Below are 25,721 nucleotides of genomic sequence, written 5' to 3' on the forward strand. Positions count from 1 at the left end.
AAGAATAGAAATGAATCCAGAGGCTACTGGCCTTGAATAAAGTGCGCCAAGCGCACAAATATCCTTGATCTGCTTGACTACAGAATATCTGCCATGGAATGTCTGTCAACCCCGCAGCCGCTTCGCGGTGCGCATAGCGCAGGGTTGACTGGCATTCCATGACAGATAAAGTAGTCATTAAGCAGACCAAGGATTATAGTGACAGTTCAAACTGTCACCATTTCCAAATCTATATGATTTCAGCATCTAAAAAGGTGACCACCTCTAATGAAGTGATCACCTTTTCTCTTGACTTGTTTTGTTTATTTGGCCTATCTACTTGACAGACCCCTGTTCAAAACTTATGCTTCTTTTTATTTTGTTACATTGCTATGAGCCTTAGCTGAATAGCTTGTCATTCAAGAAATGCTTTTATCTTCATTTTCACAAGCCTGACATCTAGCGGTTTTTCTCTTGTTTCCATTGTTATGATCAGGTTGTCTCCTAGTATTAGCCCATGCTTTTCATATTCAATAATCTTGCTAAAATTCTTTGTCGCATAACTGTCATCATCAACTAGCCCTAAGTGTTCCCAATATACTGTTTTTCCATTTTTGACTTTCAAGATTGCAAAATCTGGATAGATCTTTTTGGAATACTTGAGGCCATATTCGCCAGTATATCTAGCATTATCTATATTCAATTCAAAGCATGGTTCATACTGATAAGGAATGTGATAGTCATAGAACATATCTGCAAGTATCTTTTCTGACTTAGACCTTACAAGTTCTCCTCTTTTAGTTGTTACAGTTGCATCCTTCTGAAAAGGATTCTTATCTCCCGGATGTTCTGCGTACCATTTTTCAATTATCATTTCCTTTGTTGGAATTATTGGGTCTATCAGATTTTTGCGACCCACATGAAGTTTCTCATAGATAGCCTCGATGTTATTCACATCATAGCTTGTTAGGAATTTCTGAAGTCTCTTACTTGATTGCTCTAATTCTCTTTTGATCTTTTGAACATACTCTTTTTGCACTAAAGCTTTTATCTTATCTTTTTCACTTGTCGGAATATATCGCTCTTTCTCATCTCCTGCTGCCCGGAAGTGATATTGCGGATGTCCATGGCTAGAGCAAACTCTAAGTTTTCCCTCTTCTAGGTCTTTCGATTTTTTGAGTCTGTTATCCACCTCTTTTAGTAGCTGATTGATTTCAGCCAATTGTTTCGTTAGTTCTTTTCTGTAGTCTACCAAATGTTTTCCTCGATTCTTATAATTTATTATATACCCCAAATTACGCAAGAATATGGATATCTCAATATACAGGCGTAATGTCATGGCTTGCTTTTACTTATTATGTCCAAAACTAGCTTAATAGACGTAATCTTCCGCTTGGCTTGACGTCTTTTATTCAAAAACTTGAACATAGACGTAATTTCTAGTCCTTTCTTACGTCTAATATTTCAAACTAGCATTGTAGACGTAATATCTCATTTTTATTTACGTCTACTATCCACGTTCAAAATGTAGCGACGTAAATGTGCCTACAGCCACTACGTCTACAAGTCAAGACTGCCTCAACAGACGTAATCACACCTGTATTCACTACGTCCATAACGCCAAAACGCCCTCACAGACGTAACGCCTTTCAAAGAACTACTTCAAATACTCAAAACATGGATTTCCGACGTAATTACTGGAATCAGTTTACGTCTGTTTTGAACAAACAAGAAAAAATGAGCCCGCTTATAGCGGGCCAAAATGCAATCGGAGTGACGTGATTCGAACACGCGGCCCCTACCTCCCTAAGATAGTGCTCTACCAACTGAGCCACACCCCGACGACGTTCTCCATTATATAACGCGGCGTCTACAAAATCAACAACAAATCAGTGCAGATCCCAGAACATGTACACGATCATAGAGCAGATAAGTGTCATGGCCATGGCGAAGTTTGTGATGTATTTGATCCAGCGGGTAAACATGCCATCAAAGCCTTCGTTAACTACTACAAATCCAAGTGATGTAAACACCAGTGAAGCAGTCATGTACCTAAAATCACTGCTGCAAGTATATGGGTACTTGAATACATATAGTCCAAAGCTAACAAGCATAAAGATATAAGTAAATAGTAAGAACGTTGTCTTAAGTCTCATGCTCTGATTCTGCCTGAGCTTAATGAAGTAGCTAACAATAAAGACTACAGTTGTAACTGTAGCAAGCAGAATTGATGCCACATAGGCTATCTGAGCAAATGAAAGAAGATAGTCATTTATCTCTGTTGGGAATGCCTCAGCAAAAAGTCCTGTCTGGAAAAGAATTACCCATGTATTGTGGATAGCCTTGGCACTTAATGGGTGGAATGGGAATTCCACGTGGAGATCCCAGATCGATGGAATTCCAATAATTGACCAAACTGAGTAATCACCTGTAAACATCACAGACTCGTTAGGAATAAGAGCTGGTGATGGGATTCCTGGCTTCTCGCCAAAGAGCAGGATATTTCTAACAATATAAGCAAGTCCAATAGGAATTGCTATGACCGCAAAGATCACGTACTGAATGAGGCAATCTCTAAGCTCGATAAGGTTGCCATCCTTGATGCAGTAGATAAGGTAGCACAAGAAAACAAGCGCAATTGAAAAGGCGCAGATAGCTGTATTTAGCTTACTGAGCATTCCAAAGCCAAGAGAAAGTGCAATAAGTATGATGTTTAAGTAGCTCTTTTTCCTGATCCATGCAAGAGTTCTCCAGATAGTTGTAAGGAGAAGCAAAAGAGCTAAGATATCGTTATTAACTGATCCAGCAAGCACCATCATTCTAGGATGGAAAGCAAAGAGCATAAGTCCATATAAAAGATGCTTTTCTTTGACGCCGCTCTCTTCAAGGATATGAAGCATAACTACCATGCAAAGAGCTGAATAGATAAGTGTTGGAACCTGAAGATTCTCAAAAGCAAGCGCTTCAGGAACTCCAATAAATCTCTGAATAGTAAGCCACACAGCTTCTATGATGTGATGAAGAGGTGGATGATAGTATCCAAAGTGATCGTATGGATCCATATCTGGCAAATGGAAAAACTTGTAAATGTACTCGATATAACCAATATGACCATTATTGATGTCAGGAGTTCCAAATCCGGTAAATACTCCTCCATCATTTTGAAGTGTCCAGATATTCATGAAAAGAACATAAAACATCCTTACAAGTGTGCCAAAAGCCACAGTCCATATAATCTTCTTTTCAGTAGAAAGAAGTCCTGCAAGATACTCTCTATAGCAAAGTCCAACAGAACCAAGGGAAATGGCAAAGAACAAAACTATCTGGAGCTGTCTGTCTGCTCCTGCCTCTACTGAAGTATAGGTATTTCCCTGTAATATAGTAGTTATTATAGCCATTATGAAAATGGCAATAACTGACTTGATATATACGCTTTTATTTAAACTATTTTCCATGATCATTCCTTTATTTCTTCTAAGATCTTAGCAGCATTTTCAGCTGTTACTTTTATATAACGGCAGGCTATATAGTGATCATTTTTTTCACCAGACACAAACTTCTCTGCCGCCTCAGCTGCAGATATTGCCTGCTGAGAAAAGTCATTAAAGACTGTTCCTGTAAGCTTGCCATCAATAACGCTCTGTAGTGCTTCTTCAAGGCCATCTACACCAACAACGAAGATATCCTTACCAACTTTTTTATCTGAATTTTTTAATGCATCAATTACTCCAAGAGCCATGGCATCATTATTGCAAAATACAACCTCTACATGGCTACCTTCTGCAATGGCCTTACTCATTATCTGATTGGCTGTATCTCTATGGAAATTGCCAATCTCATCACTGACACATTCTAGCTTGATCCCTGCGTCTGAAAGCATCTTAACTGAATACTCCGTGCGGATCTGTGTATCTACGTTTTCCGGGTCACCTTCTATCATCATGTACTGGATAATGCCGTCGCCATTTGTATCGACTACATCCATTCCAAGGTCAGAGATTATCTCACCCTGATACATTCCGGACTGTCTGGCATCGCATCCGATATAGGTCACATCCCATTCATTCTCTTCCCATCTAGCTTCGTCTGTAGCAGTTGGTTCACGGTTGATATAAATAAGTGGAACTCCTGCCTCAACGGCTATATCTGTAATAGCCTCTGCTGATGCACTGCTGACAGGATTGACTATAAGGACATCTGCTCCTTCATCGATCAACCTGCGAACCTGAGTAATCTGCAAGTCAGGATCATTGAAGCTATCAAAAAAGGTTATGTTATCCTTTGAAAAACCTGAATCCTCAAGAGCCTTTCCAAGTTCCTCACGATAAAGACTCATGAATGTATCCGAAAACTGATATATGCATACGCCAACTTTTTTATCAGCTATATTTACGCTCTCTTCTGTAGCTGATCTTTCAACCCCATTCTGATCGTATCCTTTATCACAACCAGCTAGTACCGTGGCCGACAAAACAAATACGGCCAGTAAACTAACCAATGATCTTTTCATAATTTTCCTCCCACAATTGAACACCGGGAATATTATATCATAAATCGTCAACAGATCATTGAATTTGAAATTCTCAGTAAAAAAGTTCAAAAAAAGTAGGGCTCATTCAAGCCCTACAGATCCATCCGAATATGTGATGACCCAATAACCTTTTCCTGTACCGCAGTCCTCATGATATGTTTTATCTACTACCACCTTTTCTTCTGCCTCAGGTTCTGGTGTTTCAGTTTCAGTCTCTGACTTAGTATCAGGTGCAACTTCCTCAACTGGTTTGGTATCAGGTACTGTCTCAACTACTTCAGTGCTTGGAGCTGGTGCATCTTCACTTGTGCTACTATGAGCAGCCTGTACTTTGGCGTCTTCAACCGCTTCCTGTTGCTCATAGCTCTTTTCCTCTACCATCCCACCAAGGGTCTTCCTATATCCAGGGCTATTGGCGTACAGCACCAGGTTGAAGATGAAGATACCAAGCACCGTACCCACAAAGATCATGGCTATTTTTACAAATTTCCTCATGAATACTTCCTCTTAATAAAACACTGTGATACTTGCCTGCTTATCAATAGGCTTGGCAGGATATGTGTCATAGGTCTGCTTGTAATAGCCGCTCCCCTTGGCATCCTGCATTTCTGTATCAAAGATATACCATTTATCGCCAAGCTTAACTTCTGTCCATGCGTGTGGAGTCTTGCCGCCAAGAGCTGACTGAACTGTTCCCGTGCACACTCTAGCCTCAAATCCCAGCCCCTTTGCCACGTAAGCGAAGGCTGCTGCATAGCCATAGCAATTAGCTTTTCCTGTTAAAAGAGCTTCTTTTGCATAGTTTTCTGTCCACAGGCCTACAGGTACATCGAGCTTTCTCTCGTAGACAATAGCATTTACTACGTAGTTAAAGCTTTTTTCAAGCTGCTGAACCTGAGTCATACTGCTGTCACAGCTTACTTCAAGTATAGAAGCCACCAGCTTCTTGATCTCTGTATCTGGCTCATAAAGGGTTCCGTCTGCTGCGCGCCACTTAACACCATATTCTGTGTGAATAAAATGATCCCCTGGAACTTCCCATTCCATAAGGTTATTGGCTGCCTGTGCTTCTACAACAGCTCTGATCTCTTCCTTTAGATCCTCAGCTACGCCGTTTAGAGCATAGTCTCCTATTGATGAAACTGTCTCAGGAATGTAAGCACTCTTAAGAGCTGCAGGAAAACAGATAAGTTCTGTCATGCTCTTGTTATAAAGGCAGTTGCTATAGGATGAGTAGAAATTATTTTTTTCACTGACTGTTATTGACTGAAGATGACCAAGTCCTCTGAAAGCGCTTGATGAGATATCTGTAACGTCGCTCCCAATGTGGATCTGTGTTATCTTGGTATTTCCTCTAAATGTAGTAGCGTCGATCTTAGTAGCTTTGCTTGCGCATGCATCTACAGGAAATGCGGCTGTAGTCAGTAAAAAGACAATTATTAAGGCTAATAGTTTTTTTCTCATATCGTTAATCTCTTGTTACTGGTCTCTGTGATGCTACTTCAAAGAGCTTTCTAACCTTTGCATAGGATACGGCGTCTTTTTCACTTCCGCCTTCGTTTGGATGCTTGCCATAACCAGCTGTAGCAGTGATAGCATCTGCATAACCTTCCTTGCCATCAACAATTACCTGACACCACTGATCATTCCATGTATTGGCATTCTTGTGAACCCATGTAATTCCAAGATAATCAAGAACAAGTCCCAGGGCTCTTGTTGCGCCTGCGCATGAATACTCACCGCCAACAAATACGCCATAAGCTGTTCTGTAGATCTTGCCTTCTGTTGTATATGTTCCAAGGTCGCAATATGCTCTGATAACGCCTGCAGCGTATGCTACCTTCTCAACATCTTTTATCTTGCTCTTACTTGATTTGGACTCTGATTTAGAATCTGACTTGGAGCTTGATTTAGAGCTTGATTTTGAGTTCTTAGAAGAGTCCTGTGCTTCTATCGCTGCATTTATTCCATCAGCGATCTGCTTGGCATAGCTTCTGGCAATAACTTCCTGCTCATAAGTCATTCCACCATTTCCGTGCTTGGCCTTAGGAATAACTACCACTGATTGATCGCCAGTAGGAACTACATACTCTGTACTATCACCAATAAGTCTGTTGGCAACTCTCTTTTCTTTTTTACCAAAAATAGCATAATGCTCTATCAGCTTGTTACCATCTGCTCCATAGGCATCACGAAGATCCTGATAGTTGAGGTAATAAAAAAGTGGATTATACTCAGCGCTATAATCTACGCCATTATATTTTCTTGTGGCTTTGGAAAGAGCTGTGTAAGGATCATCAGCAGCATGTACTGTCACAGCTTTGAAATCACAGATCGTAAGTAAACTTACGAACAATACTGTTAAAACCACGCATAATACTTTCTTTAACATAGCTTTCATAACATCTATCTCCATCCCGCATTTAAAAATGCGCATAATGTACCTACATACACCTACTAAACATATCGGCATTAATACGCAATATTTAACCTTTTTTGATATTTTTATGCAAAAAAATCCCATATCCATGGGATATGGGATGATTTCTTAGTGTTTTTTTGTTTTCGTTTCTATTCTGACTGTAAAGCACATGATTGCTAAACTTAAGAATATTACGAAGATTGCCTTCATGTTATTGATACTCTTATCAGATGTATCACCTTTTCTAGCTCCAAGAACTACTGGGATCGTAATCTTTTTGCCATCGTTACCATATGTTATCTGCTTGTTGATAACAATTGTCTGCCCATTATCATTTACAACTGAAGATGTATAATTACCAGTACTATTAACTTTGCTCTTAGCTGTTTCCTTAGTATCGGCATCTTCCTTTTCAACAATTCCAGTGCTGACTGTGACATTTGGATCAACCAAGACCAGCTTACCCTTCTTGTAGGAGATCTTGTACTTGGAAGTAACATCATTGCCATCTTCATCTAGAATAGTGCAGGATGTAATCTCATTGGATGACTCACCAGCACCTGTCTGGCTTCCGTTAAATACTATATTAGTGATCTTGTGTCCTGGCTGAAGTGATCCAGAAACAATCTCATAAGTATCATTAGTAAGTGTTGTACCATTGTCATTTTGAACTGTAGATCCAGCCTCAAGAGTAATGCTCCTCTTAGGACTTGCAGTAACAATACTGTTACCTGCGTCTACCTTAGTCACGATCTCAGTACCAAGTGCTACCTTTTGTCCGTTGTCATCTACGCTGAATACACTGATCTGGCTAGCATCGATTGGCTTCCCATCGTAAACAAATGGAATAGAAACATTGAAATCATCAAGGCTTGTGGCCTTAACAACTGCATAAGCAGCATCGATATTTACCCAGTATTTCTTGTTGCCATACTCAAATGTAGTACCTTCGCCGTTACTACCGGCGCTTACTGTCATCTTAAAATTACCAAATTTATCATAGACATTTTTGAATAATGACTTTGGGTTGTTCTTGTCTATTACGTTAATAGTGAATCCGCCACCAATGATATGCTCTTCACCATCACATTCAAATTCATAGTCTGCTGGATCTCCAGGAAGTGTCTGGAATTCAAATAGCAGATCAGGTTCTGGCTCTACAACTGGGTCTTCTGTTATCCCCTGATTGGTTGAGGGATCATATCCATCAGGACCAGTATATGTAGAATTAACTCTGTTTCTGATAACTCCATCAACATGAATTCCATAGCCCATATATTTAAAGACATACCACTGTATATACTGTGTGGTAGGATCAAACTCTGGATATACTTGCTCAATTTCAACTAATGAAGGAACCTGGTTCAGAACATCATAAACAGCATTCTTAATTGTAATATCAGATTCACCCAAAGTTGACTCATCATCATTTCCAAAAATAAAATGATCGTAGTCTGTATTTACTTTAGCTGCGTAAGGTAAATATATTCCTTTTGCAAAGCTACTATAATCTGCTGAATAAAAATCCTGTGGAATAGAAGAATCCTTCTTCAGATAGAAAGAGACTCCAAAACCTTTTGCATCATCATCGCCGGCTTTTACTTCTTTTTCATTTTGTGGAATATTAGCATTTTGATTCTGGCCTGTTTCAGTAGAACCTGGATAAGCTATATCATTATCTGTGACAGTCTCTGTAGAGCCCAAATTAGATGGGTTATCATTTCTAACAGTTTCTGTAGAACCCGAATTTGATGCATCATCATTTCTGACAGCTTCTGTAGAGCCTAAATTTGATGCATCATCAGATGTTGAAGTTGCTGTTGTCGAAGCAAGACCTGCTCCGTCATCTTCAGCAGATACAAACAAGCTCGCACCTTCGTTCCCCAAAACAAAAAGTGCCAGCATAGCCGCAACTATAAGCTTAAGCGCTGTGCCCCTAATCCTTTTCATTACTCTCTCCCAAATCTCATGTATACGTACAATAATTATAATATCAAATCCGGCACTATACTTTCAATCATAAAATAGACTTTTTTCACGAAATATTATATAAGTTGCATAGCATCTGCCACAGATGATACTCCGATTATATCAACGTCCTTTGCTGCGCTCTTTAGCTTGCCTGCAAGTGCCTTAGGCACAATACAAGTTTTGAATCCAAGCTTTTGGGCTTCCTGCACTCTAGCCTCTGCCATATTTACAGATCTGACTTCACCAGAAAGACCTACCTCTCCAAATGCGATCACATCATCACTTATTGGTTTGTTCTTGAAACTTGAGATGATAGCAAGGCAGATTCCAAGATCAAGTGATGGCTCTGCAACCTTCATACCACCAGCAAGATTTACATAGGCATCATAATCCGCCATCTGAAGTCCAAGTCTCTTTTCAAGAACAGCCATAAGAAGATTGACTCTGTTATAGTCTGTTCCATTTGCCTGTCTTCTAGGAAAGCCAAAATTAGTCCTGCATACAAGTGCCTGAATCTCAATAAGTATAGGCCTTGTGCCTTCTACAGAGCATGTAACAATTGAGCCGCTGGCATTTTCTGGTCTTCCATCCAACATGAATTCAGATGGATTAGTAACTTCCACAAGACCTTTTTCCTGCATCTCAAAGACACCGATCTCATTTGTTGATCCAAAACGGTTCTTGACTGCTCTTAAGATTCTGTAGGATGCATGTCTGTCACCTTCAAAGTAAAGAACTGTATCCACCATGTGCTCCAAAACTCTAGGGCCTGCAACCTGACCTTCTTTGGTAACATGACCTACGATAAACACAGTAATGTTCATGCTCTTAGCAATCCTAAGAAGCACAGAAGTTGATTCTCTGACCTGTGATACGCTTCCGGGAGCAGATGATACTGCCTCGTTGTACATGGTCTGTATTGAATCGATAACTATAACTTCAGGCTTGGTTCTCTGTATAGCTTCTTCGATGTTTGCAAGATTTGTCTCGCACATGAATTTGAGATTATCAGAAAAATCACCTATTCTGTTTGCTCTGAGTTTGATCTGACGAAGTGACTCCTCACCAGATATGTATAGAACTTCTTTTTGGTCAGCTGACAGATTGCCTGCCACCTGTAAAAGAATTGTAGACTTTCCTATTCCGGGATCTCCACCAACAAGGATAAGTGAACCTCTTACAAGTCCTCCACCCAAAACTCTGTTAAGCTCTCCAATATGTGTATCAGCCCTTTCTTCGTCATTCATGACGATCTCTGAAAGTGACTGAGGTTTTGTATATTCTCCATTAGCAGAAGCGCTACTGATACCAACTCTTGAAGACTTTGCTACTGGTTTTACTGTCTCTTCCACAAAGGTGTTCCATTCTTTACAGCCTGGACACTGTCCCATCCATTTTGAAGATTCATATCCACAGCTTTGGCAATAGAAAACTGTCTTTATCTTTGTTGCCATTTTCCCTTCCCCCAACGTTACTCTAACATAAAAGGCATGCCATATTCACAGAGCGAGCGCTTTCTGTTAAATAAAGCATGCCTTTGATCATTGATCTAATATTTAATTATTTCTCGACTCTAACTTCGCAAAGGCCTTTACCTGAAAGTTCAACGCTGAGATTGAGCTTGCCTCCGAGGTTTGTGCTCATCTTTCCGATGCTTGTTCCATTTACAAAAACACTATATTCAGTATTCTCTAATAGACCAAGTGTGATCTGCGCGTCGTTTTCACCTTCTACGCCGAAGCTTACACCGTTTTCTGTTTCCTTGAAGTTTGTTACTGCAGTTCCAGGAACTGACTCGTAAACGAAATTCTCGTTGCTCTCAAGCTTTGTGATGTCCTTGAATGTCTTAACCTTGAGTACATCTCCGTTATGTTCAAAGTTTTCAAGTTTCTTTTTTTCTGGAAGCAGGTAGTTACCAAAGCTGATGCTTCCATCCTTTTCAGCACGTAATAACTGCTCTACGACAGCCATATCTTTCCTCCTAAATATTAAAAGAGTTTTTTAGTTAATAACATTATAAGTCATGACACCTTAATGTAAAATTAAAATTTTGTGACTTTTTATTTCTTTTTTGGTGTCTTCTTAGCTGGCTTCTTTGCCGTATTTACAGTCTTTTTAGCCTTTGTTTTTGCTGAAGGCTTTTTGGTAGTGACACTGCTTTTTGTCTTAGCAACTTTTGCTGGCTTGGTAGTCTTTACAGTGACTTTTTTAACGGAAGTCTTCTTGCCATCTGCAGTTGTGAAGACAATCTTGTTGTCCTTGAGCCCTACAGTTACATCTGTACCAGACTTGATGTTGCCCTTTAAGAGTTCTTCTGCCATTGCATCCTCAATAGTCTGTTGGATAGCTCTCTTAAGTGGTCTTGCACCCATCTTGGCATCTGAATGCTTGGTCACAAGGTACTTCTTAACAGCTGGAGATATTGTAAGGTTAATATCCATCTGTGTTTTGCATCTCTTACTAAGATTCTGAGATAAAAGAGTCACAATATCCATCATCTCTTTTTCTGTAAGAGTATGGAATACCATGATCTCATCTATTCTGTTGATGAACTCTGGCTTAAAGAGCTTCTTGACCTCTTCCATAACACCAGACTTCATATCTTCGTAATCCTTCTTGGCATCACTTCCAGCGCCAAAGCCAAGTTTCTTAGGGTCTACGATCTTCTGAGCTCCAACATTAGAAGTCATGATAAGGATCGTATTCTTGAAGCTGACCTTTCTGCCCTTAGAGTCAGTGATATGTCCGTCATCAAGAACCTGTAAGAGCACGTTAAAGATATCTGGATGTGCCTTCTCGATCTCATCAAAAAGGATAACTGAATATGGATGTCTTCTAACCTTCTCGCTGAGCTGACCGCCATCATCAAATCCAACATATCCTGGAGGTGATCCGATCATCTTTGAAACGGAATGACCTTCCATGTACTCAGACATATCAACTCTGATAAGAGCGTTCTCATCACCAAACATTGCTTCTGCAAGGGCCTTGGAAAGCTCTGTCTTACCTACACCGGTAGGTCCAAGGAACAAGAATGAACCGATAGGTCTGTTAGGATCCTGAAGTCCAACTCTTCCTCGTCTGATAGCCTTGGATACTGCCTTAACAGCATCCTCCTGTCCGATAACTCTCTTATGAAGCACAGATTCAAGCTTAAGGAGTTTCTCAGACTCTTTTTCTGCGATCTTCTTAACAGGGATTCTGGTCCATTCAGCCACAACCTCTGCTATATCGTTCTCATTAACAATATATCCAGAAGAGAGCTCTTTTCTCTTTTCTGCACTTTTAACTCTGTTGAGCTTAGAAATGAGGCCTGTCTGCTCTTTATTGAACTTGCCAGCAGCCTCAAAATCTGAATTTCTGAGGGCATCCTCAATCTTGGAATCCAGTTCCTTGATGGCGTCCTCAACTTCTTTTACCTTAGGTGAAACACCCATAGTACGAAGTCTTACTGCTGATGCAGCTTCATCAATAAGGTCGATTGCCTTATCTGGAAGATTTCTGTCATTGATATATCTCTCAGAAAGGTCTACAGCTGCCTTAATGGCCTCTGGAGTAATAGTAACCTTGTGATGTTCCTCGTACTTGCTGACGATACCTTTGAGGATATCCATAGCTTCATCCTTGGTAGGTTCATCAACGTTAACAGGCTGGAAACGTCTCTCAAGAGCCGCATCCTTTTCTACATACTTGCGATATTCAGAGATAGTAGTTGCACCGATCATCTGAATCTCGCCTCTTGCAAGTGATGGTTTCAAGATATTAGAAGCATCAATAGCGCCTTCTGCACCACCAGCACCGATAAGTGTATGCATCTCGTCTACAAAGAGAATGATATTGCCATCTTCTGATACTTCCTTGATGACTTTTTTGATTCTCTCTTCAAATTCACCTCTGTACTTGGATCCAGCGATCATGCCTGAAAGATCCAAAGTTACAAGTCTCTTATTCTGAACTGTAAGAGGTACGTCGCCTGCGGCAATACGCTGTGCTAGTCCCTCTACAACTGCTGTCTTACCAACACCTGGCTCACCAATAAGACATGGGTTATTCTTGGTCCTTCTACTAAGGATCTGGATAACTCTCTTGATCTCTCTTTCTCTGCCTACTACAGGATCTAGCTTATTTTCAAGAGCAAGGGCTGTCATATCACGGCTGTACTGTGCAAGAATAGAAGCCTTCTTGCCAGCCTTTGGTGCCATCTTTTTGCCAAGATCCTCTTTTACAATATTAGGATCCTCTCCCATTGCTGCAAGAGTCTCTGCATATATCTTCTGAGCAGGAACATTAAGTGTGCTGATAAGTCTCACAGCAACATTCTCACCCTCTTTGATAAGAGCAAGTAAGATGTGCTCTGTTCCTGTCTTGTCAGCATGAAATCTCTCAGCCATTCTGTGAGCTTCTTCTAAAACCTTCTCAGCTCTTGGTGAAAAGCCGTCTTTGTCGAGAGTCTTAACATTACTCTCTGGAACGATGAGATCTCTGATCATGTCCATCATGCGGTTCTCATCAATTCCGTTATCAATAAGGATTCTGGATGCTACGCTGCCATCTTCCAGAATGAGTCCCATTAAAATGTGCTCAGTACCTACATAGTTGAGCTTGAGACTTCTAGCTGTCTTCCTGGCAAGTTTAAGAGCATCCGCCGCCATTACAGTAAACTTAGAATCCATGTGTTGTCCTTCCTTTCTTACGAATTTCTTTCGTAATTGTCGTATAACTTATCTACAAGTCCGTGGATATCTTGCCTATCAAGTCCTTTACAGATAGCTCTTGCCAGAACAACTGCAAGTTCAGACTGAGCTTCAGATAAGGCTTTCAGCTTATTAATATCGATAGCTATAATAGCTCCGCGCCTTCTATCGATCTTAACAAAGCCATCCTGCTGCAAAATAGAATATGCCTTATTGACAGTGTGCATATTGATTCCGATTGTCTCAGCAAGCTGTCTTACACTTGGAAGCTGCTCGCCTTCACGAAATTGAGACGTAGCAATGCCCAAGATGATCTGATTGCACAGCTGCATATAGATTGCTTCGTCACTATTAAAATCAATCTCTATGATCATAAACGCCTCCTATTTTTCTGTGATATATTTAGTATAACAAATAATACAGTTTAGTCAAATGAGTGTGATTGTTCATATTTCACTTCCTGTCAAATCAAAAAGCATGTCAAAGCCTCCATATTTTCAAATAAGCATGCCATTTCTTCGTTTTTTCAACTTTCTCGGCATGCCTTTCCAAGTAATTTGCATAAAACACATGCCGCAAATTTACAAATACACCAATATTGGCATGCTTTTTCTACACTTTTCGCCAAAAGACATGCTAGGACCAGCAGTCACACATCCTTTACACTCCACCTTTAGTCTAATTACATATATTTGCAAGACTTCGGCTAATCTTCTCCACTTCCTTCTCTTCCCCACCCACTCTTTCTTTAGCCTAATCTTCAATACTTCCAGGCCTTCGGCTAATCTTCTCCACTCCCTTCTCTTCCCCACCCACTTTTTCTTTAGCCTAATCTTCAATACTTCCAGGCCTTCGGCTAATCTTCTCCACTTCCTTCTCTTCCTCACCCACTTTTTCTTTAGCCTAATCTTCAATACTTCCAGGCCTTCGGCTAATCTTCTCCACTTTCTTCTCTTTCTCACCCACTTTTTCTTTAGCCTAATCTTCAATACTTCCGGGTCTTCGGCTAACTTCCTCTGTTTTCTTCGCCCCATCCCCCGTGGCGGCGTAGACGCTCAATCATCCTTGCTCTGCTTAACTACCCTTTATCAGAAAGAAAAGTCTTGTCAACTCCGAAGCCGCATAGCGGTGCGCATTTGCGCAGGGTTTACAAGACTTTTCGACTGATAAAGTAGTTCCAGCAGAGCAAGGACACCTCAGGCCATTCACTCAATCACTTTAAATATAAGATTGTACTCTTCTCCATATTCCTTACAATAAGCTTCCGCTGTAGAACCCAAATATCCATGCACTCTGATAGAAGCCTTATCCCTTCTATCTGTGATGGCAGGCCATTCGATAAAGGTATTAGCTCCATGGAAATAGATGTCCTTAATATTTGGACAATCCATAAAATTCCAATAGGTTAGTCTCTTGCAGGTTTCAGGAATGTGTACCTCACTGCACATGTTACCACGTATGGCATCAAGATCTATATCCTCTACAGCGCCAAGGGAAAGTTTTTCAAGCTTTGAATGTGTCAGAGCCCAGGCATTTAGGTACTTAACTGACTGTGGCAAGCTAACCTTTCTAAAGTTTCTTTGCCTATTACTGTGATAGCAGGAACTCTCTGCAATTCCCACTGTTCCCTCTCTTACTACAAGTTCAGGCCTGCAATTATCTTTAATATCTATAAGCCAGTCAGAGACATACAAACAATCATCTTCAGAATCAACAAATCTCTTTTCTATCTCTGTTCCAAGGAATGCCCTTAGGCCTACCTTTATTACAGATGCTGGTATAGTAGCCTCCGCCAGCTTTTTACAGTCCTTGAAAAGACATCTTGGAACCATCTTTAATCCCTCAGGTAGCTCCACCTTTTCAAGCTGAGGACAATTTTCAAATGCACTTTCGCCAATTTCATCAACTGTTCCTGCAAAAATAACCTCTTTTAGCAGTAAGCAACCACAAAAAGCTTTGAATCCTATATGCTTGCAATCTTCAGGAATCCTAACTGATTCAATAGTCTTATTATTCTCAAAAGCACGATCACTTATGGAAGTCACATTACTTGGAATAACAAGGTTCTTATTAAGGCTATCTGTAGCCTTAAACAGAGTATTACCGATATAACAGATTCCGCTTTCAAAAGATATAAATGGACAATTACAGAAAGCGTTACTAGCTATATCAAGATGGCTTCCAAACTGAACATCCTTTAGATAATAGCACTCACTAAATGCACCAGATGCTACTGCTGTAACTGACTCTGGAATAACGAGTTTTTCTATAGACAGGCTCTGAAATGAATCCCTATAGATATGATTCATCTTGTATCCGCCAACACTTTCAGGAATTACCAGTTCATCTCTGATCACTGCATCCTGCGCCGCTGGAGCCAGTCCATCAACCCAATATGAACCTCTGACCTCCAGAGCATTTTTGGCATCATTCCAGATAAGACCACGGGCTTCATAAGCAATTTGGGGAGGCATTCCTCCGCGATCTATATCCATGCTGGCATTATATGATCTATATGCAAGCTCAACTTTTTTTGCATCTTCTCTTGTAAGAGGTGAATTCTTCCCATCTTTTTCAATATATGCAAACCAGCCATCAGCATAGATCATATCACCATAAAAACTTATTTTATTCAATGCGTCACCCTCCAACTACTTTAGGACACTCTTTTCCTTTTATTATGCTATAAAGCCCACCAGATCTCTCTGGTGGGCCCTAAATACTATCAAACTATCTAATTATCAAATTACTTGTCATCGTCAAGATCAAGGAACTCGAACTCAAAATCATCATCATCACCAATAAAGTTCTTGGCACGACGACGTGGAGCTTCTTCAACTGGCTCTTCTGATCTTGAAGGTCTTCTTGATGGACGCTCATCTGCGTAAGCATCTTCTGCTGGTCTTCTAGAAGGTCTTGAAGGTCTATCTTCTGGACTTCTCCTTGATGGACGAGCCTCAGCCTCTTCATCCTCCGCAGGTCTTCTGGAAGGTCTTGAAGGTCTTACTGTTCTCTCATCATCAGCAACTGCTCTTCTTGATGGTCTGTCATCCTCTGAAGGTCTTCTTGATGGACGCTCAGGTCTATCTTCAGAAGGTCTTCTTGATGGTCTGCGCTCAGAAGCTTCATCACCCTCTTCAGGACGAACTCTTCTTCTAGGACGCTCTTCCTCTTCTTCGTCGTCTCTTGCTCTTCTTCTATTATTTGAATAGCGATCGAACTCTTCTTCCTCTTCGCCATCATCTTCATAGTAAAGTGAATCTCTAAGCTTAAGTGCAAGGATCACAAGTCCTACAAGTAAAAGAACTATTACAATTGCAAGGACAATGAGAACTGTCTTGTAGTTGTTTGCCTTCTTGTTAAGTGAAGGAACCTGCTCTGCAACCTGTACAAGCTGCTGAACCTGAACTCTCTGCTCTTTTTCGTAATCATAGAGATACCAAGTATCGTTCTCATATGTAAGAGCATACTTGCCATCGCCCTGCTGCTGAACTGTTTGTTGCTGCTGTTCTTCTGCTGGCTCTGTAGCTTCTGGAGCTTCTTCTCCTTCGCCTTCACCTTCTGCAACTTCACCTTCAGGATTCTCGCCCTCTGCTGGAGTCTCTGTCTGAGTCTCAGCTGGAGCTGCCTCTGCAATATTAACAAGGTCACTTCTTACGAAACCTGTCTTACCATTACTCAATCTAACCTGATACCACTTCTTGCTATCTGTTCCAGTAGCTTCACCAGTGATAGTTACTGAATCGCCCTTTGTAAGCTTACCAACTGAATCATAAGCCTTGCCTGCTCCAGAACGAACATTACAATTATCAACTGCTGTTGCATTCTTCTCATCAACTGCAGTTACTGAAGTCTCAGGAAGAGTTGCTGTTGAATCTGTAGTCTGCGCAGATGTTGTGTTACTAGTTACAGTTGTAGTAGAACTTGAACTGCTAGAAGAACCTGACTTGGTGAGAAGGTCACTTCTAACATAACCATATTCACTCTTATTAACACGGATCTTGTACCACACATAGCCAGAAGCATCTGTTGTTTCATCAACAATATCAACCTTGTCTCCGTTCTTTAAACTAGAAACCTGTGTAGCTGTTGTGCTGGCTGATTCTCTAACCTTTACGTTGTCAGTATTGACAGTACCTGTTGTCTCTGTGTAGGCGTATGAAGTAAAGCCTGCCCCTACAAAAACTGACATACTAACCATAAAGGAAAGAAGTATAGCCCCAATTCTAACTCCCAGTGTTTTTCTCATTTTACCTCCTTCGCATCATCGATAGCCTTTCCAATATCATGACGCATGTACTTGTTATCAAAGCTAACCCACTCTGTTGCTTCGTAGGCTTTAGCTCTGGCCTCCTCAAGAGTATCCCCCTTGGCGGTAATTCCTAATACTCTACCACCATTTGTAACTATTCCCTCAGAGGTCTTTTTGGTTCCTGCATGGAAACAATAGTATCCATCTTTGCCGATAAATTTATCTAAACCGGAAATAAGCTTGCCCTTTTCGTAGCTAACAGGATACCCCTCACTGGCAAGAACAACACAAACTGCTGCCTTATCCTCAAATTCTAAGTCTGTCTCTGCAAGCTTTCCGTCGATGCAGGCATTCATCACATCAATTATATCAGTTTTGAGTCTAGGAAGCACCACCTGAGCTTCTGGATCACCAAATCTGGCATTGTACTCAAGTACCTTTGGTCCATCTGGTGTAAGCATAAGTCCAAAGAAGATAACCCCCTTGAACTCTCTGCCTTCGGCTGCCATAGCCTCTACAGTCTTTCCATAAATATGTTCGCGGCAGAACTTGTCTACCTCTTCTGTATAGAATGGACTAGGTGAAAAATTACCCATTCCACCTGTGTTAAGACCTGTGTCGCCATCTCCTGCTCTCTTGTGATCCTGAGCAGATGACATAAGCTTATAAGTCTTACCATCAACAAAGGACAATACTGAAACCTCACGGCCAGTCATGAACTCTTCGATTACCATGTGATTGCCGGCATCTCCGAATTTCTTGTCCTGCATGATCTCTTTTACTCCTGCCCTAGCCTCATCAAGGTTCTGGCAGATCAAAACTCCCTTGCCAAGTGCAAGTCCATCGGCTTTCAAAACGATAGGGAACTTGGCTGTCTCAAGGTATTTAAGTGCATCCTCTGAATTATCAAAAGTCTCATAGGCTGCAGTTGGAATACCATATTTCTTCATAAGGTCTTTTGAAAAGGCCTTGCTACCCTCAAGAATAGCTGCATTTTTGCGTGGTCCAAATACTCTAAGTCCCTCTGCCTCAAATGCATCAACGATTCCTCCAACAAGAGGATCATCCATTCCAATAATCGTAAGATCTATTTCCTTTTCTTTGGCAAATGCCACAAGCTTGTCAAATTCCATTGGTGTAATAGGAACACATTCGCAAAGCTCTGCGATTCCGCCATTTCCTGGTGCGCAGTAGATCTTGTCTACCTGTTTACTTCTAGATACAGCTTCTGCAATGGCGTGCTCACGGCCGCCTCCTCCAACGATCAAAACCTTCATCGAACTTTTCTCCTCTTATGTCAGAATAATCCAAGTGATTCGTAATCTTTTATAACTACCTTGTGGTCCACAACCTCTACTTTGCCATTGGCAATAAGGTCAATAGCTTTGGGCATGATCTTCCACTCAGCTTCCTCCATGATACGGCGCTGCAGTACTTCTGGAGTATCATCCTGTCTCACATAGACAGCCTTCTGAAGTATGATAGGGCCTGTATCTGTTCCTTCATCAACAAAATGAACTGTAGCTCCTGATACCCTTGCTCCCCTTTCAAGAACCTTCTCATGAACCTTAAGGCCATAGAATCCAGTTCCGCAAAATGATGGTATCAGAGATGGGTGGATATTAATTATCCTATTAGGGAATGCCTTAACAACTGCTTCTGGAATCACAACAAGACATCCAGCCAGCACAATGAGATCAGGCTCAGCGTCTATAAGGATCTTCAAAAGAGCTTCGTTAAAATCTTCTCTTTTTGCAAATTCCTTGGGACTCTTAACAGCATAAGGAATACCAGCCTTCTTGGCCCTCTCTATAGCATAAGCATTAGGATTGTTACTGTATACAAGGCAGATCTCAGTGTTAGTGATCTGTCCATTTGCAATCCCATCAATAATTGCCTGGAGGTTTGTTCCGCCTCCAGACACCATAACTGCAATCTTCATCAGATAAGCTCTACTTTCTTTTCACCAGACTTTGTCTCACCTACAACCCATGCCTTGTCTCCAGCAGCCTCGATAGCCTTAAGAGCAGCATCAACCTGTGAAGGATCAACAGCAAGAACCATGCCAAGTCCCATGTTGAAAGTGTTGTACATCATCTGCTCCTCGATCTGTCCTTTCTTTTGCATAAGCTTAAAGATAGGTGGGATGTCGTAGCTGTCTTTTTTGACAACTGCTGTGATTCCTTCAGGAAGCATTCTAGGAATATTCTCATAGAAGCCGCCTCCTGTGATGTGGCTACAACCCTTAACAGTCACGCCTGCGTCTCTAAGGGATTTCATCATATTGCAATATATTCTGGTAGGAGTTAATAAAGTCTCGCCGAGAGTAGCACCAAGTTCATCAACATAAGTGTTGAGATTCTCAGCTGTCATATCAAATACTTTTCTTACAAGTGAAAAACCATTACTGTGAACACCGCTTGAAGCTACACCGATAAGTGTATCACCAGCCTTGATAGTGCTTCCATCGATCATGTTCTTGCGATCAACAACACCAACTGCAAAACCAGCTACGTCATACTCATCCTCTGGCATAAGATCTGGATGCTCAGCTGTCTCGCCGCCGATAAGAGCAGCACCAGACTGTTTGCAACCTTCAGCTACACCCTTAACAATTGCTGCGATCTTCTCAGGAATGTTCTTGCCACATGCAATGTAATCAAGGAAAAAGAGCATATCGCCGCCAGCACATGCTACGTCGTTAACGCACATAGCTACTGCATCAATACCAATAGTGTCATGCTTGTCCATAAGGAATGCAAGTTTGATCTTGGTTCCTACGCCATCTGTTCCAGATAAAAGAACAGGATCTTCCATTTCCTTGATCTTGCTAAGAGAAAAAGCTCCGGAGAATCCTCCAAGACCACCTAAAACTTCAGGTCTCATTGTCTCCTTAACATAAGCCTTCATAAGTTCTACAGACTTGTAACCAGCTTCGATGTCAACGCCAGCCTTCTTGTAATCCAGTGCCATAATAAACTCCTCATTTCTTGTATTTTAACTATCCAGAGTAATACCCTGTAATGTTTACGAATTAGTAGTTCTTGTATCCAACTTCCTGAAGCTTCTCGTCTTTTTTGACAACGCTGTCTTTGAGAGATGCTTTATAGTCTTTGAGCTTTTTAAGAAGCTCTGGGTCACTTGTTGCAAGGATCTTGGCTGCCAATATTCCTGCATTGGCACCACCGTTGATCGCAACTGTAGCTACAGGGATACCTGTAGGCATCTGTACAATACTATATAAAGAATCACGGCCTCCCAGTGAAGTTGTATGCATGGGTATTCCGATAACAGGCATAGGGAAGATTGCTGCGCACATGCCTGGTAAATGTGCTGCCATTCCTGCTCCTGCTATGATAACCTTAAAGCCCTTTTCTTCTGCAGTGTTTGCATACTCAAAGAACTCATCCGGTTCTCTGTGGGCTGAGATGATGCGCATCTCGTAAGATATTCCAAGCTCTTCCAGAATATCTGCTGCCTTTGACATTACGGGCATGTCTGAGTCACTACCCATTACAATTCCAACTTTAGCCATTTCATTCCTCCATTTTGCAATTACAACTTCTAGTCCATTGTATAATAGCACAGCACAACATATTGTGCCACTTTTTTATCCCTTCATGGGCTTATTCAGCTCCTCGGTTCCAGGCAGTACAAATCTGCCATTTTCAATGATCACGATGCTGGAACCATCCTTCCTTACAGCCTTTATCTGTCCAAGCTCATCATAAGGAATAGTTATATCTGTATGGCAGCTAAAATATGCCTTGTCAGGATTTTCTTTACGCTTTGCAGAGATCTCGTTTTCTCTGGCAATAATGCTCTTACCATCTGGATTGTAAGTCACATTATCCTCTTCATATGAATAACATGTATCGCCCACTGCAAAATGTGGTCCGGTCTTTTCTGCAATCAGGATAGGAAGCTTATCTGCAATTCCGTAATCCCTTGCAACTTGATATGCAGTTGTATTAGTACCTATGGCAAATTCGCCGATAGGAAGCGTTTTGTGGTTAAAGAGAATGTTATCGCTTATGTACTTGCGATTTTCCTCTTCTGAATCAAAGTTTGAACACTTGTAATCTGTTATGCAGCCATCCTTAAAAGTAATCTCAAGGTTCTTGAAAAGCAGCCCTTCAAGATAAACACCTGTAACATGGAGAACACCTTCTGTTCCCTTTAAAACAGGTGATGTGAACACTTCACCAACAGGGATGTTGACGTCTGCTACGCAGTTCTCAAAGTTAGTCTCATGAGCAGGATCTTTTAGTTCATGGAGCATAACCTTCATATTGGTATGGTTGTCACCCATACCGGTCACTTCTACATATTCAGCCTCATCAAGTGCATCAATGAGTTTTTGCTGAATAGTCTGATAAAGCTTGTAATCAAGGGTGTTGATCTCGACAACTCTGTCAAATATCTCCTTGAAGTTATCACCAATCTCAGGAACAGGGAAAGCTATAATAGTAAAGCTTCTCTCTTTTCCAATTATGTAGTCATTTACGATAATGCTTGACTGAATCTTATACTCACTAAGGAGCTTTTGCTGATTCTTGTCTAAATGAACCGCATCCTTATTAGGTTCTGGAGAAAAAGGCTTCTCACCAAATACCTCGATAACAGCGGGGCCTCCAAATACAAGGGCTTTTTCCTTGAATTTCTCACCTGCAGCCCTGACAGCCTCAAGCCTTCTATTAACAAGCTGTGCATCAAGGAAAAGTCCGTCGTCATCCTTGTGATCATAGTCAAACTGCTTGTTTGGAACTGCGCCATAATAACCTGCTCTTCTGGCACTTCCGCCCATGTAGAAGTTTGACATGACTGCTCTGTAGATAGTTGACTTAAGTCCAATCTTATCAAGATTAGCTACTGCCTTCTGAACAATTCTCTCAAAGCCAAGCTGGTAGATTATAGAAGCTGTCTTTTTCTTGCTGATATCCTTTCCAGTCATCTCAAAGCCAATGCGATACCCCTCTGTGAAGGTAAATGCAAGCTTTTCGATCTCTTCTTCTGAAAGAGAATTAAGATGTTCAGCGGCTTTAAGTTCATTGTCAGTAACATACTCACCAAATCTATAGAGATATCTAAGGTCATTTAGATCACTATTTACGATAATGTCTCTGGCATAAGAAAAATCAGGATCTACCATAGTTCCAAAGCGGATCATTCGCTCTTCTTCGGCGTAATCACTGTAGAACCAATACATTATCTGCCTGATCTCTTCATAGGTTGGAAGTTTATTTTCTGAAAGAGCGCTACTAAATGCTCCGTATACCTCAAGGAAAAGTTCCATTCGGATCACCATGTTGAACTTATCAAGCTCGAAGGCACATGGTATAAGTGATCTCTCTTCAAAATAGAGAGTTGATAGAATCTGGCCAAATTCCTGACCGAGTTTTTCTTTGGCAAAAGTAGGATTACCATAGCTCTTATGATAATTCTCTGGAAGAATATCGATGTAGAGCTCCTTGTTTCTCTTTTGGAGGTCTGCTAGAGAGTCTTTCTCCTTGCCTCCATTTGCCGCCCAGTTAAGGGTATCATTTATCATTAAAAGAAATCTTGCAACGAAGTTAAAATAGTCTCTAAAAGCTTCATTTGAAAGATCTTCTTTTGCAATCTCCGCAATTCTGTCTATAGCAAGAGTGTATCTCTCATGGAGGATCTCTCCGCCTGTTTCAAATTCAAACATCAATTCATTATTCATAAAACACCTATTCCTAATAAGATAATAAATATCACAAAAATAAAGGCAATCAGATTAAGGATGATCCCAAGATTTGGGAAAAGTTTGAAGATATCCTTCTCTGTTCTTGCCATTATTCCTAAAACTAATCCTATACACGAAAATATCGCCGCAACAAAAGCCGCTGCGGCGTATCTCATATCAGCCTGTCCTCCATTCTGGTAAGAAAGGAAAACTGACAGAGCCAGTGCAGATACAGACAGTATCCCTAGTACAGTAGACATGATGCCCTTTTCAGGGTGCCTGTTATCGGTGAACATGTATCTGTCACGTACTGGCTCAAGCTTTTTAATTTTTAACTTAATAGATCTAAATTTGCTCATTATATAATAATCTTTTTCCTGCTTCCAAGGAGCTTGGCTCCGCTGATAATAAGAAGTACTCCAGCAGCGATCCCTGCTACTATTGAGATAACACCAAATGCGATATTAACTGCTCCTGTGCTACCTAATACTTTGTATGTATGCTCGTCCATTCTATAACCTCCTACTCATCCTGATATCAGTTCTTGGCACCGTACTCAGCGTAGTACTCGTCAATAGCCTTCTTGATGTCCTTGTTCAAAAGAACCTCACCATCAATTGGTCTGTTATATAGATAGCTTACTACATCATCCATTGTAACAATAGCATGGGCACTAAATCCATATCTTTCTTTGATCTCATCAAGGGCGCTCATATCACTGTCCTGACCTTTTTCCTGTCTGTTAAGTGATACCATAAGTCCTACGATATCGCAGTCTGCCTGCTCCTGAATGATAGGCACTGTCTCTTCGATAGACTTACCAGATGTTGTAACATCCTCGATGATAAGAACTCTGTCGCCATCTCTGAGCTTTGATCCAAGAAGGATGCCCTTATCGCCATGATCCTTGATCTCTTTTCTGTTAGAACAATATCTGATCTCGCGGCCATAGAGCTCGCTGATAGCCATTGATGTTGCTACAGCAAGAGGAATACCCTTGTAGGCTGGTCCAAAGAGAACATCAAACTCAAGACCAAATGTATCGTGAATAGCCCTTGCATAATAGTTACCAAGTTTCTTGAGCTGAGAGCCAGTTACATAAGCTCCTGCGTTCATGAAAAATGGTGACTTACGTCCACTCTTAAGAGTGAACTCTCCAAACTTAAGGACATTACTGTCCACCATAAATTCAATAAATTCTTCCTTATATCTTTCCATTTTATCTCCCTCCCTTTACTTAGATGCAAGCGCATCTGCTATATCTTTTTTCATATCAAGAACTGCACATCTAGCGGCTTCGCCAACTCTTCCATCATTAAATTCCTTGTAATTATCGCTCTTCCAAGCTGCAATGATGCCTCTAGAAGAATTAACGATAGCGCCAAGTCCATCCTTATTGAAGAAGTGAACCAGATCTTTGCCCTTACCACCCTGAGCACCATAGCCAGGTACTAAGATATACGCATGTGGCATGATGTCACGAAGGACTTTGCCCATCTCAGGATATGTTGCCCCAACAACTGCTCCTACGTTACTGTATGAGCCGTCCATAGACTCAAGTCCCCACTTCTCAACCTGTTCACCAACATGCTCGTAAAGTGGACGACCATCTATTATTCTATCCTGAAATTCACCGCTTGATGGATTTGATGTCTTAACCAGTACAAAAATACCTCTGTCTTCCTTGTTGCAGACAGAAATAAAAGGCTTTACACCGTCAGAACCAAGGTAAGGATTAACTGTAGCAAAATCTTCGTCAAATCCTCTGTAAACCTTGTCACCAATCTTGGTACTACCAAGATGACCAACAGCATACGCCTCTGAAGTGGAGCCAATATCTCCTCTTTTGATATCACCAATTACTAAAAGACCTTTCTCTTTACAGTAATCAACAGTCTTTTTGAAGGTAATAAGTCCTGGAATGCCAAGTTCTTCGTACATTGCGATCTGTGGCTTCACAGCTGGCACCAGGTCATAAATATTATCGATAATCTCTTTGTTGAACTGCCAAAACGCCTCTGCAGCCCCCTCTAAATTCTCTCCTTTTTCCTGGAAACACTTGGTCTTAACTGCTTCTGGAATGAAATCCAGCTTTGGGTCTAAGCCCACCACAATAGGTGCGCCTGTATTAACTATCTTGTCTACTAACTTAGAGATCATTA

23 protein-coding genes and 1 tRNA gene are annotated in these 25,721 nt (G+C 41.0%); all 24 read right to left on the minus strand.

The genetic code is table 11. The features are described from left to right. Positions 1-394: 394 nt before the first annotated feature. Entirely contained in the window at positions 395-1,234 is an 840-nt protein-coding gene (locus BLS24_RS05225) for a hypothetical protein (RefSeq protein WP_091756823.1), read from the minus strand. Positions 1,235-1,747: 513 nt separating this feature from the next. Beyond that, positions 1,748-1,820: transfer RNA gene (locus BLS24_RS05230), tRNA-Pro, on the minus strand. A gap of 48 nt (positions 1,821-1,868) precedes the next feature. Then, entirely contained in the window at positions 1,869-3,434 is a 1,566-nt protein-coding gene (locus BLS24_RS05235) for a glycosyltransferase family 39 protein (RefSeq protein WP_176764341.1), read from the minus strand. Positions 3,435-3,436: 2 nt separating this feature from the next. Continuing rightward, the gene (locus BLS24_RS05240; RefSeq protein ID WP_091756827.1) at positions 3,437-4,489 is read right to left on the minus strand and encodes a galactose ABC transporter substrate-binding protein; all 1,053 of its coding nucleotides are present in this window, start codon (positions 4,487-4,489) and stop codon (positions 3,437-3,439) included. 102 nt (positions 4,490-4,591) lie between these two features. Continuing rightward, positions 4,592-5,005, minus strand: coding sequence for a hypothetical protein (locus tag BLS24_RS05245; RefSeq protein WP_091756829.1), 414 nt, complete (start codon positions 5,003-5,005; stop codon positions 4,592-4,594). 12 nt (positions 5,006-5,017) lie between these two features. After that, the gene (locus tag BLS24_RS05250) at positions 5,018-5,974 is read right to left on the minus strand and encodes a transglutaminase domain-containing protein (protein ID WP_091756831.1); all 957 of its coding nucleotides are present in this window, start codon (positions 5,972-5,974) and stop codon (positions 5,018-5,020) included. A gap of 4 nt (positions 5,975-5,978) precedes the next feature. Continuing rightward, entirely contained in the window at positions 5,979-6,911 is a 933-nt protein-coding gene (locus BLS24_RS05255) for a hypothetical protein (protein WP_091756833.1), read from the minus strand. A 147-nt stretch (positions 6,912-7,058) separates the two neighbouring features. Beyond that, entirely contained in the window at positions 7,059-8,882 is a 1,824-nt protein-coding gene (locus BLS24_RS05260) for a hypothetical protein (RefSeq protein WP_091756835.1), read from the minus strand. A 95-nt stretch (positions 8,883-8,977) separates the two neighbouring features. Continuing rightward, on the minus strand, positions 8,978-10,357 hold the full coding sequence (gene radA, locus BLS24_RS05265) for a DNA repair protein RadA (RefSeq protein WP_091756837.1): 1,380 nt from the start codon (positions 10,355-10,357) through the stop codon (positions 8,978-8,980). A 106-nt stretch (positions 10,358-10,463) separates the two neighbouring features. Continuing rightward, entirely contained in the window at positions 10,464-10,874 is a 411-nt protein-coding gene (locus BLS24_RS05270; RefSeq protein WP_091756839.1) for an endosialidase, read from the minus strand. Between the two features lie 89 nt (positions 10,875-10,963). Next, positions 10,964-13,576 carry an ATP-dependent Clp protease ATP-binding subunit gene (locus BLS24_RS05275; RefSeq protein WP_091756841.1) on the minus strand — a complete coding sequence of 871 codons (2,613 nt, stop codon included), beginning with the start codon at positions 13,574-13,576 and terminating at the stop codon, positions 10,964-10,966. Positions 13,577-13,593: 17 nt separating this feature from the next. After that, complete coding sequence (locus BLS24_RS05280) at positions 13,594-13,971, minus strand: GntR family transcriptional regulator (RefSeq protein WP_071175519.1); 378 nt, start codon at positions 13,969-13,971, stop codon at positions 13,594-13,596. Positions 13,972-14,178: 207 nt separating this feature from the next. Continuing rightward, positions 14,179-14,631, minus strand: a complete 453-nt coding sequence (locus BLS24_RS05285; RefSeq protein WP_091756843.1) for a hypothetical protein — start codon at positions 14,629-14,631, stop codon at positions 14,179-14,181. Between the two features lie 171 nt (positions 14,632-14,802). Further along, positions 14,803-16,233, minus strand: coding sequence for a leucine-rich repeat domain-containing protein (locus BLS24_RS05290; RefSeq protein WP_091756845.1), 1,431 nt, complete (start codon positions 16,231-16,233; stop codon positions 14,803-14,805). Positions 16,234-16,343: 110 nt separating this feature from the next. Continuing rightward, positions 16,344-17,846 carry an SH3 domain-containing protein gene (locus BLS24_RS05295; RefSeq protein ID WP_091756847.1) on the minus strand — a complete coding sequence of 501 codons (1,503 nt, stop codon included), beginning with the start codon at positions 17,844-17,846 and terminating at the stop codon, positions 16,344-16,346. Further along, positions 17,843-19,126: a phosphoribosylamine--glycine ligase gene (gene purD / locus BLS24_RS05300; protein ID WP_091756848.1), complete on the minus strand. Its 1,284-nt coding sequence runs from the start codon at positions 19,124-19,126 to the stop codon at positions 17,843-17,845. Before purD ends, BLS24_RS05295 begins: the two co-directional genes overlap by 4 nt. 20 nt (positions 19,127-19,146) lie before the next feature. Further along, positions 19,147-19,794 (minus strand): phosphoribosylglycinamide formyltransferase, encoded by a 648-nt coding sequence (gene purN / locus BLS24_RS05305; RefSeq protein WP_091756851.1) that lies wholly within the window; start codon positions 19,792-19,794, stop codon positions 19,147-19,149. Further along, entirely contained in the window at positions 19,791-20,816 is a 1,026-nt protein-coding gene (gene purM, locus BLS24_RS05310; RefSeq protein WP_091757188.1) for a phosphoribosylformylglycinamidine cyclo-ligase, read from the minus strand. The genes purN and purM overlap by 4 nt, the downstream gene beginning before the upstream one ends. Before the next feature lie 67 nt (positions 20,817-20,883). Beyond that, positions 20,884-21,384: a 5-(carboxyamino)imidazole ribonucleotide mutase gene (purE, locus tag BLS24_RS05315; RefSeq protein ID WP_071175513.1), complete on the minus strand. Its 501-nt coding sequence runs from the start codon at positions 21,382-21,384 to the stop codon at positions 20,884-20,886. A 75-nt stretch (positions 21,385-21,459) separates the two neighbouring features. Further along, complete coding sequence (locus BLS24_RS05320; protein ID WP_091756853.1) at positions 21,460-23,556, minus strand: aminopeptidase; 2,097 nt, start codon at positions 23,554-23,556, stop codon at positions 21,460-21,462. Beyond that, positions 23,553-23,918, minus strand: coding sequence for a DUF6142 family protein (locus BLS24_RS05325; RefSeq protein ID WP_091756855.1), 366 nt, complete (start codon positions 23,916-23,918; stop codon positions 23,553-23,555). The genes BLS24_RS05320 and BLS24_RS05325 overlap by 4 nt, the downstream gene beginning before the upstream one ends. Continuing rightward, positions 23,918-24,070: a hypothetical protein gene (locus BLS24_RS15205; protein WP_176764343.1), complete on the minus strand. Its 153-nt coding sequence runs from the start codon at positions 24,068-24,070 to the stop codon at positions 23,918-23,920. Before BLS24_RS15205 ends, BLS24_RS05325 begins: the two co-directional genes overlap by 1 nt. A gap of 26 nt (positions 24,071-24,096) precedes the next feature. Beyond that, positions 24,097-24,777, minus strand: a complete 681-nt coding sequence (gene pyrE / locus BLS24_RS05330; protein ID WP_071175510.1) for an orotate phosphoribosyltransferase — start codon at positions 24,775-24,777, stop codon at positions 24,097-24,099. Between the two features lie 15 nt (positions 24,778-24,792). Further along, positions 24,793-25,719 (minus strand): orotidine-5'-phosphate decarboxylase, encoded by a 927-nt coding sequence (pyrF, locus tag BLS24_RS05335; protein WP_091756857.1) that lies wholly within the window; start codon positions 25,717-25,719, stop codon positions 24,793-24,795. Positions 25,720-25,721: the final 2 nt, after the last annotated feature.

The sequence above is a fragment of the Butyrivibrio sp. INlla18 genome (assembly GCF_900103635.1).
Taxonomy (GTDB): Bacteria; Bacillota; Clostridia; order Lachnospirales; family Lachnospiraceae; genus Butyrivibrio.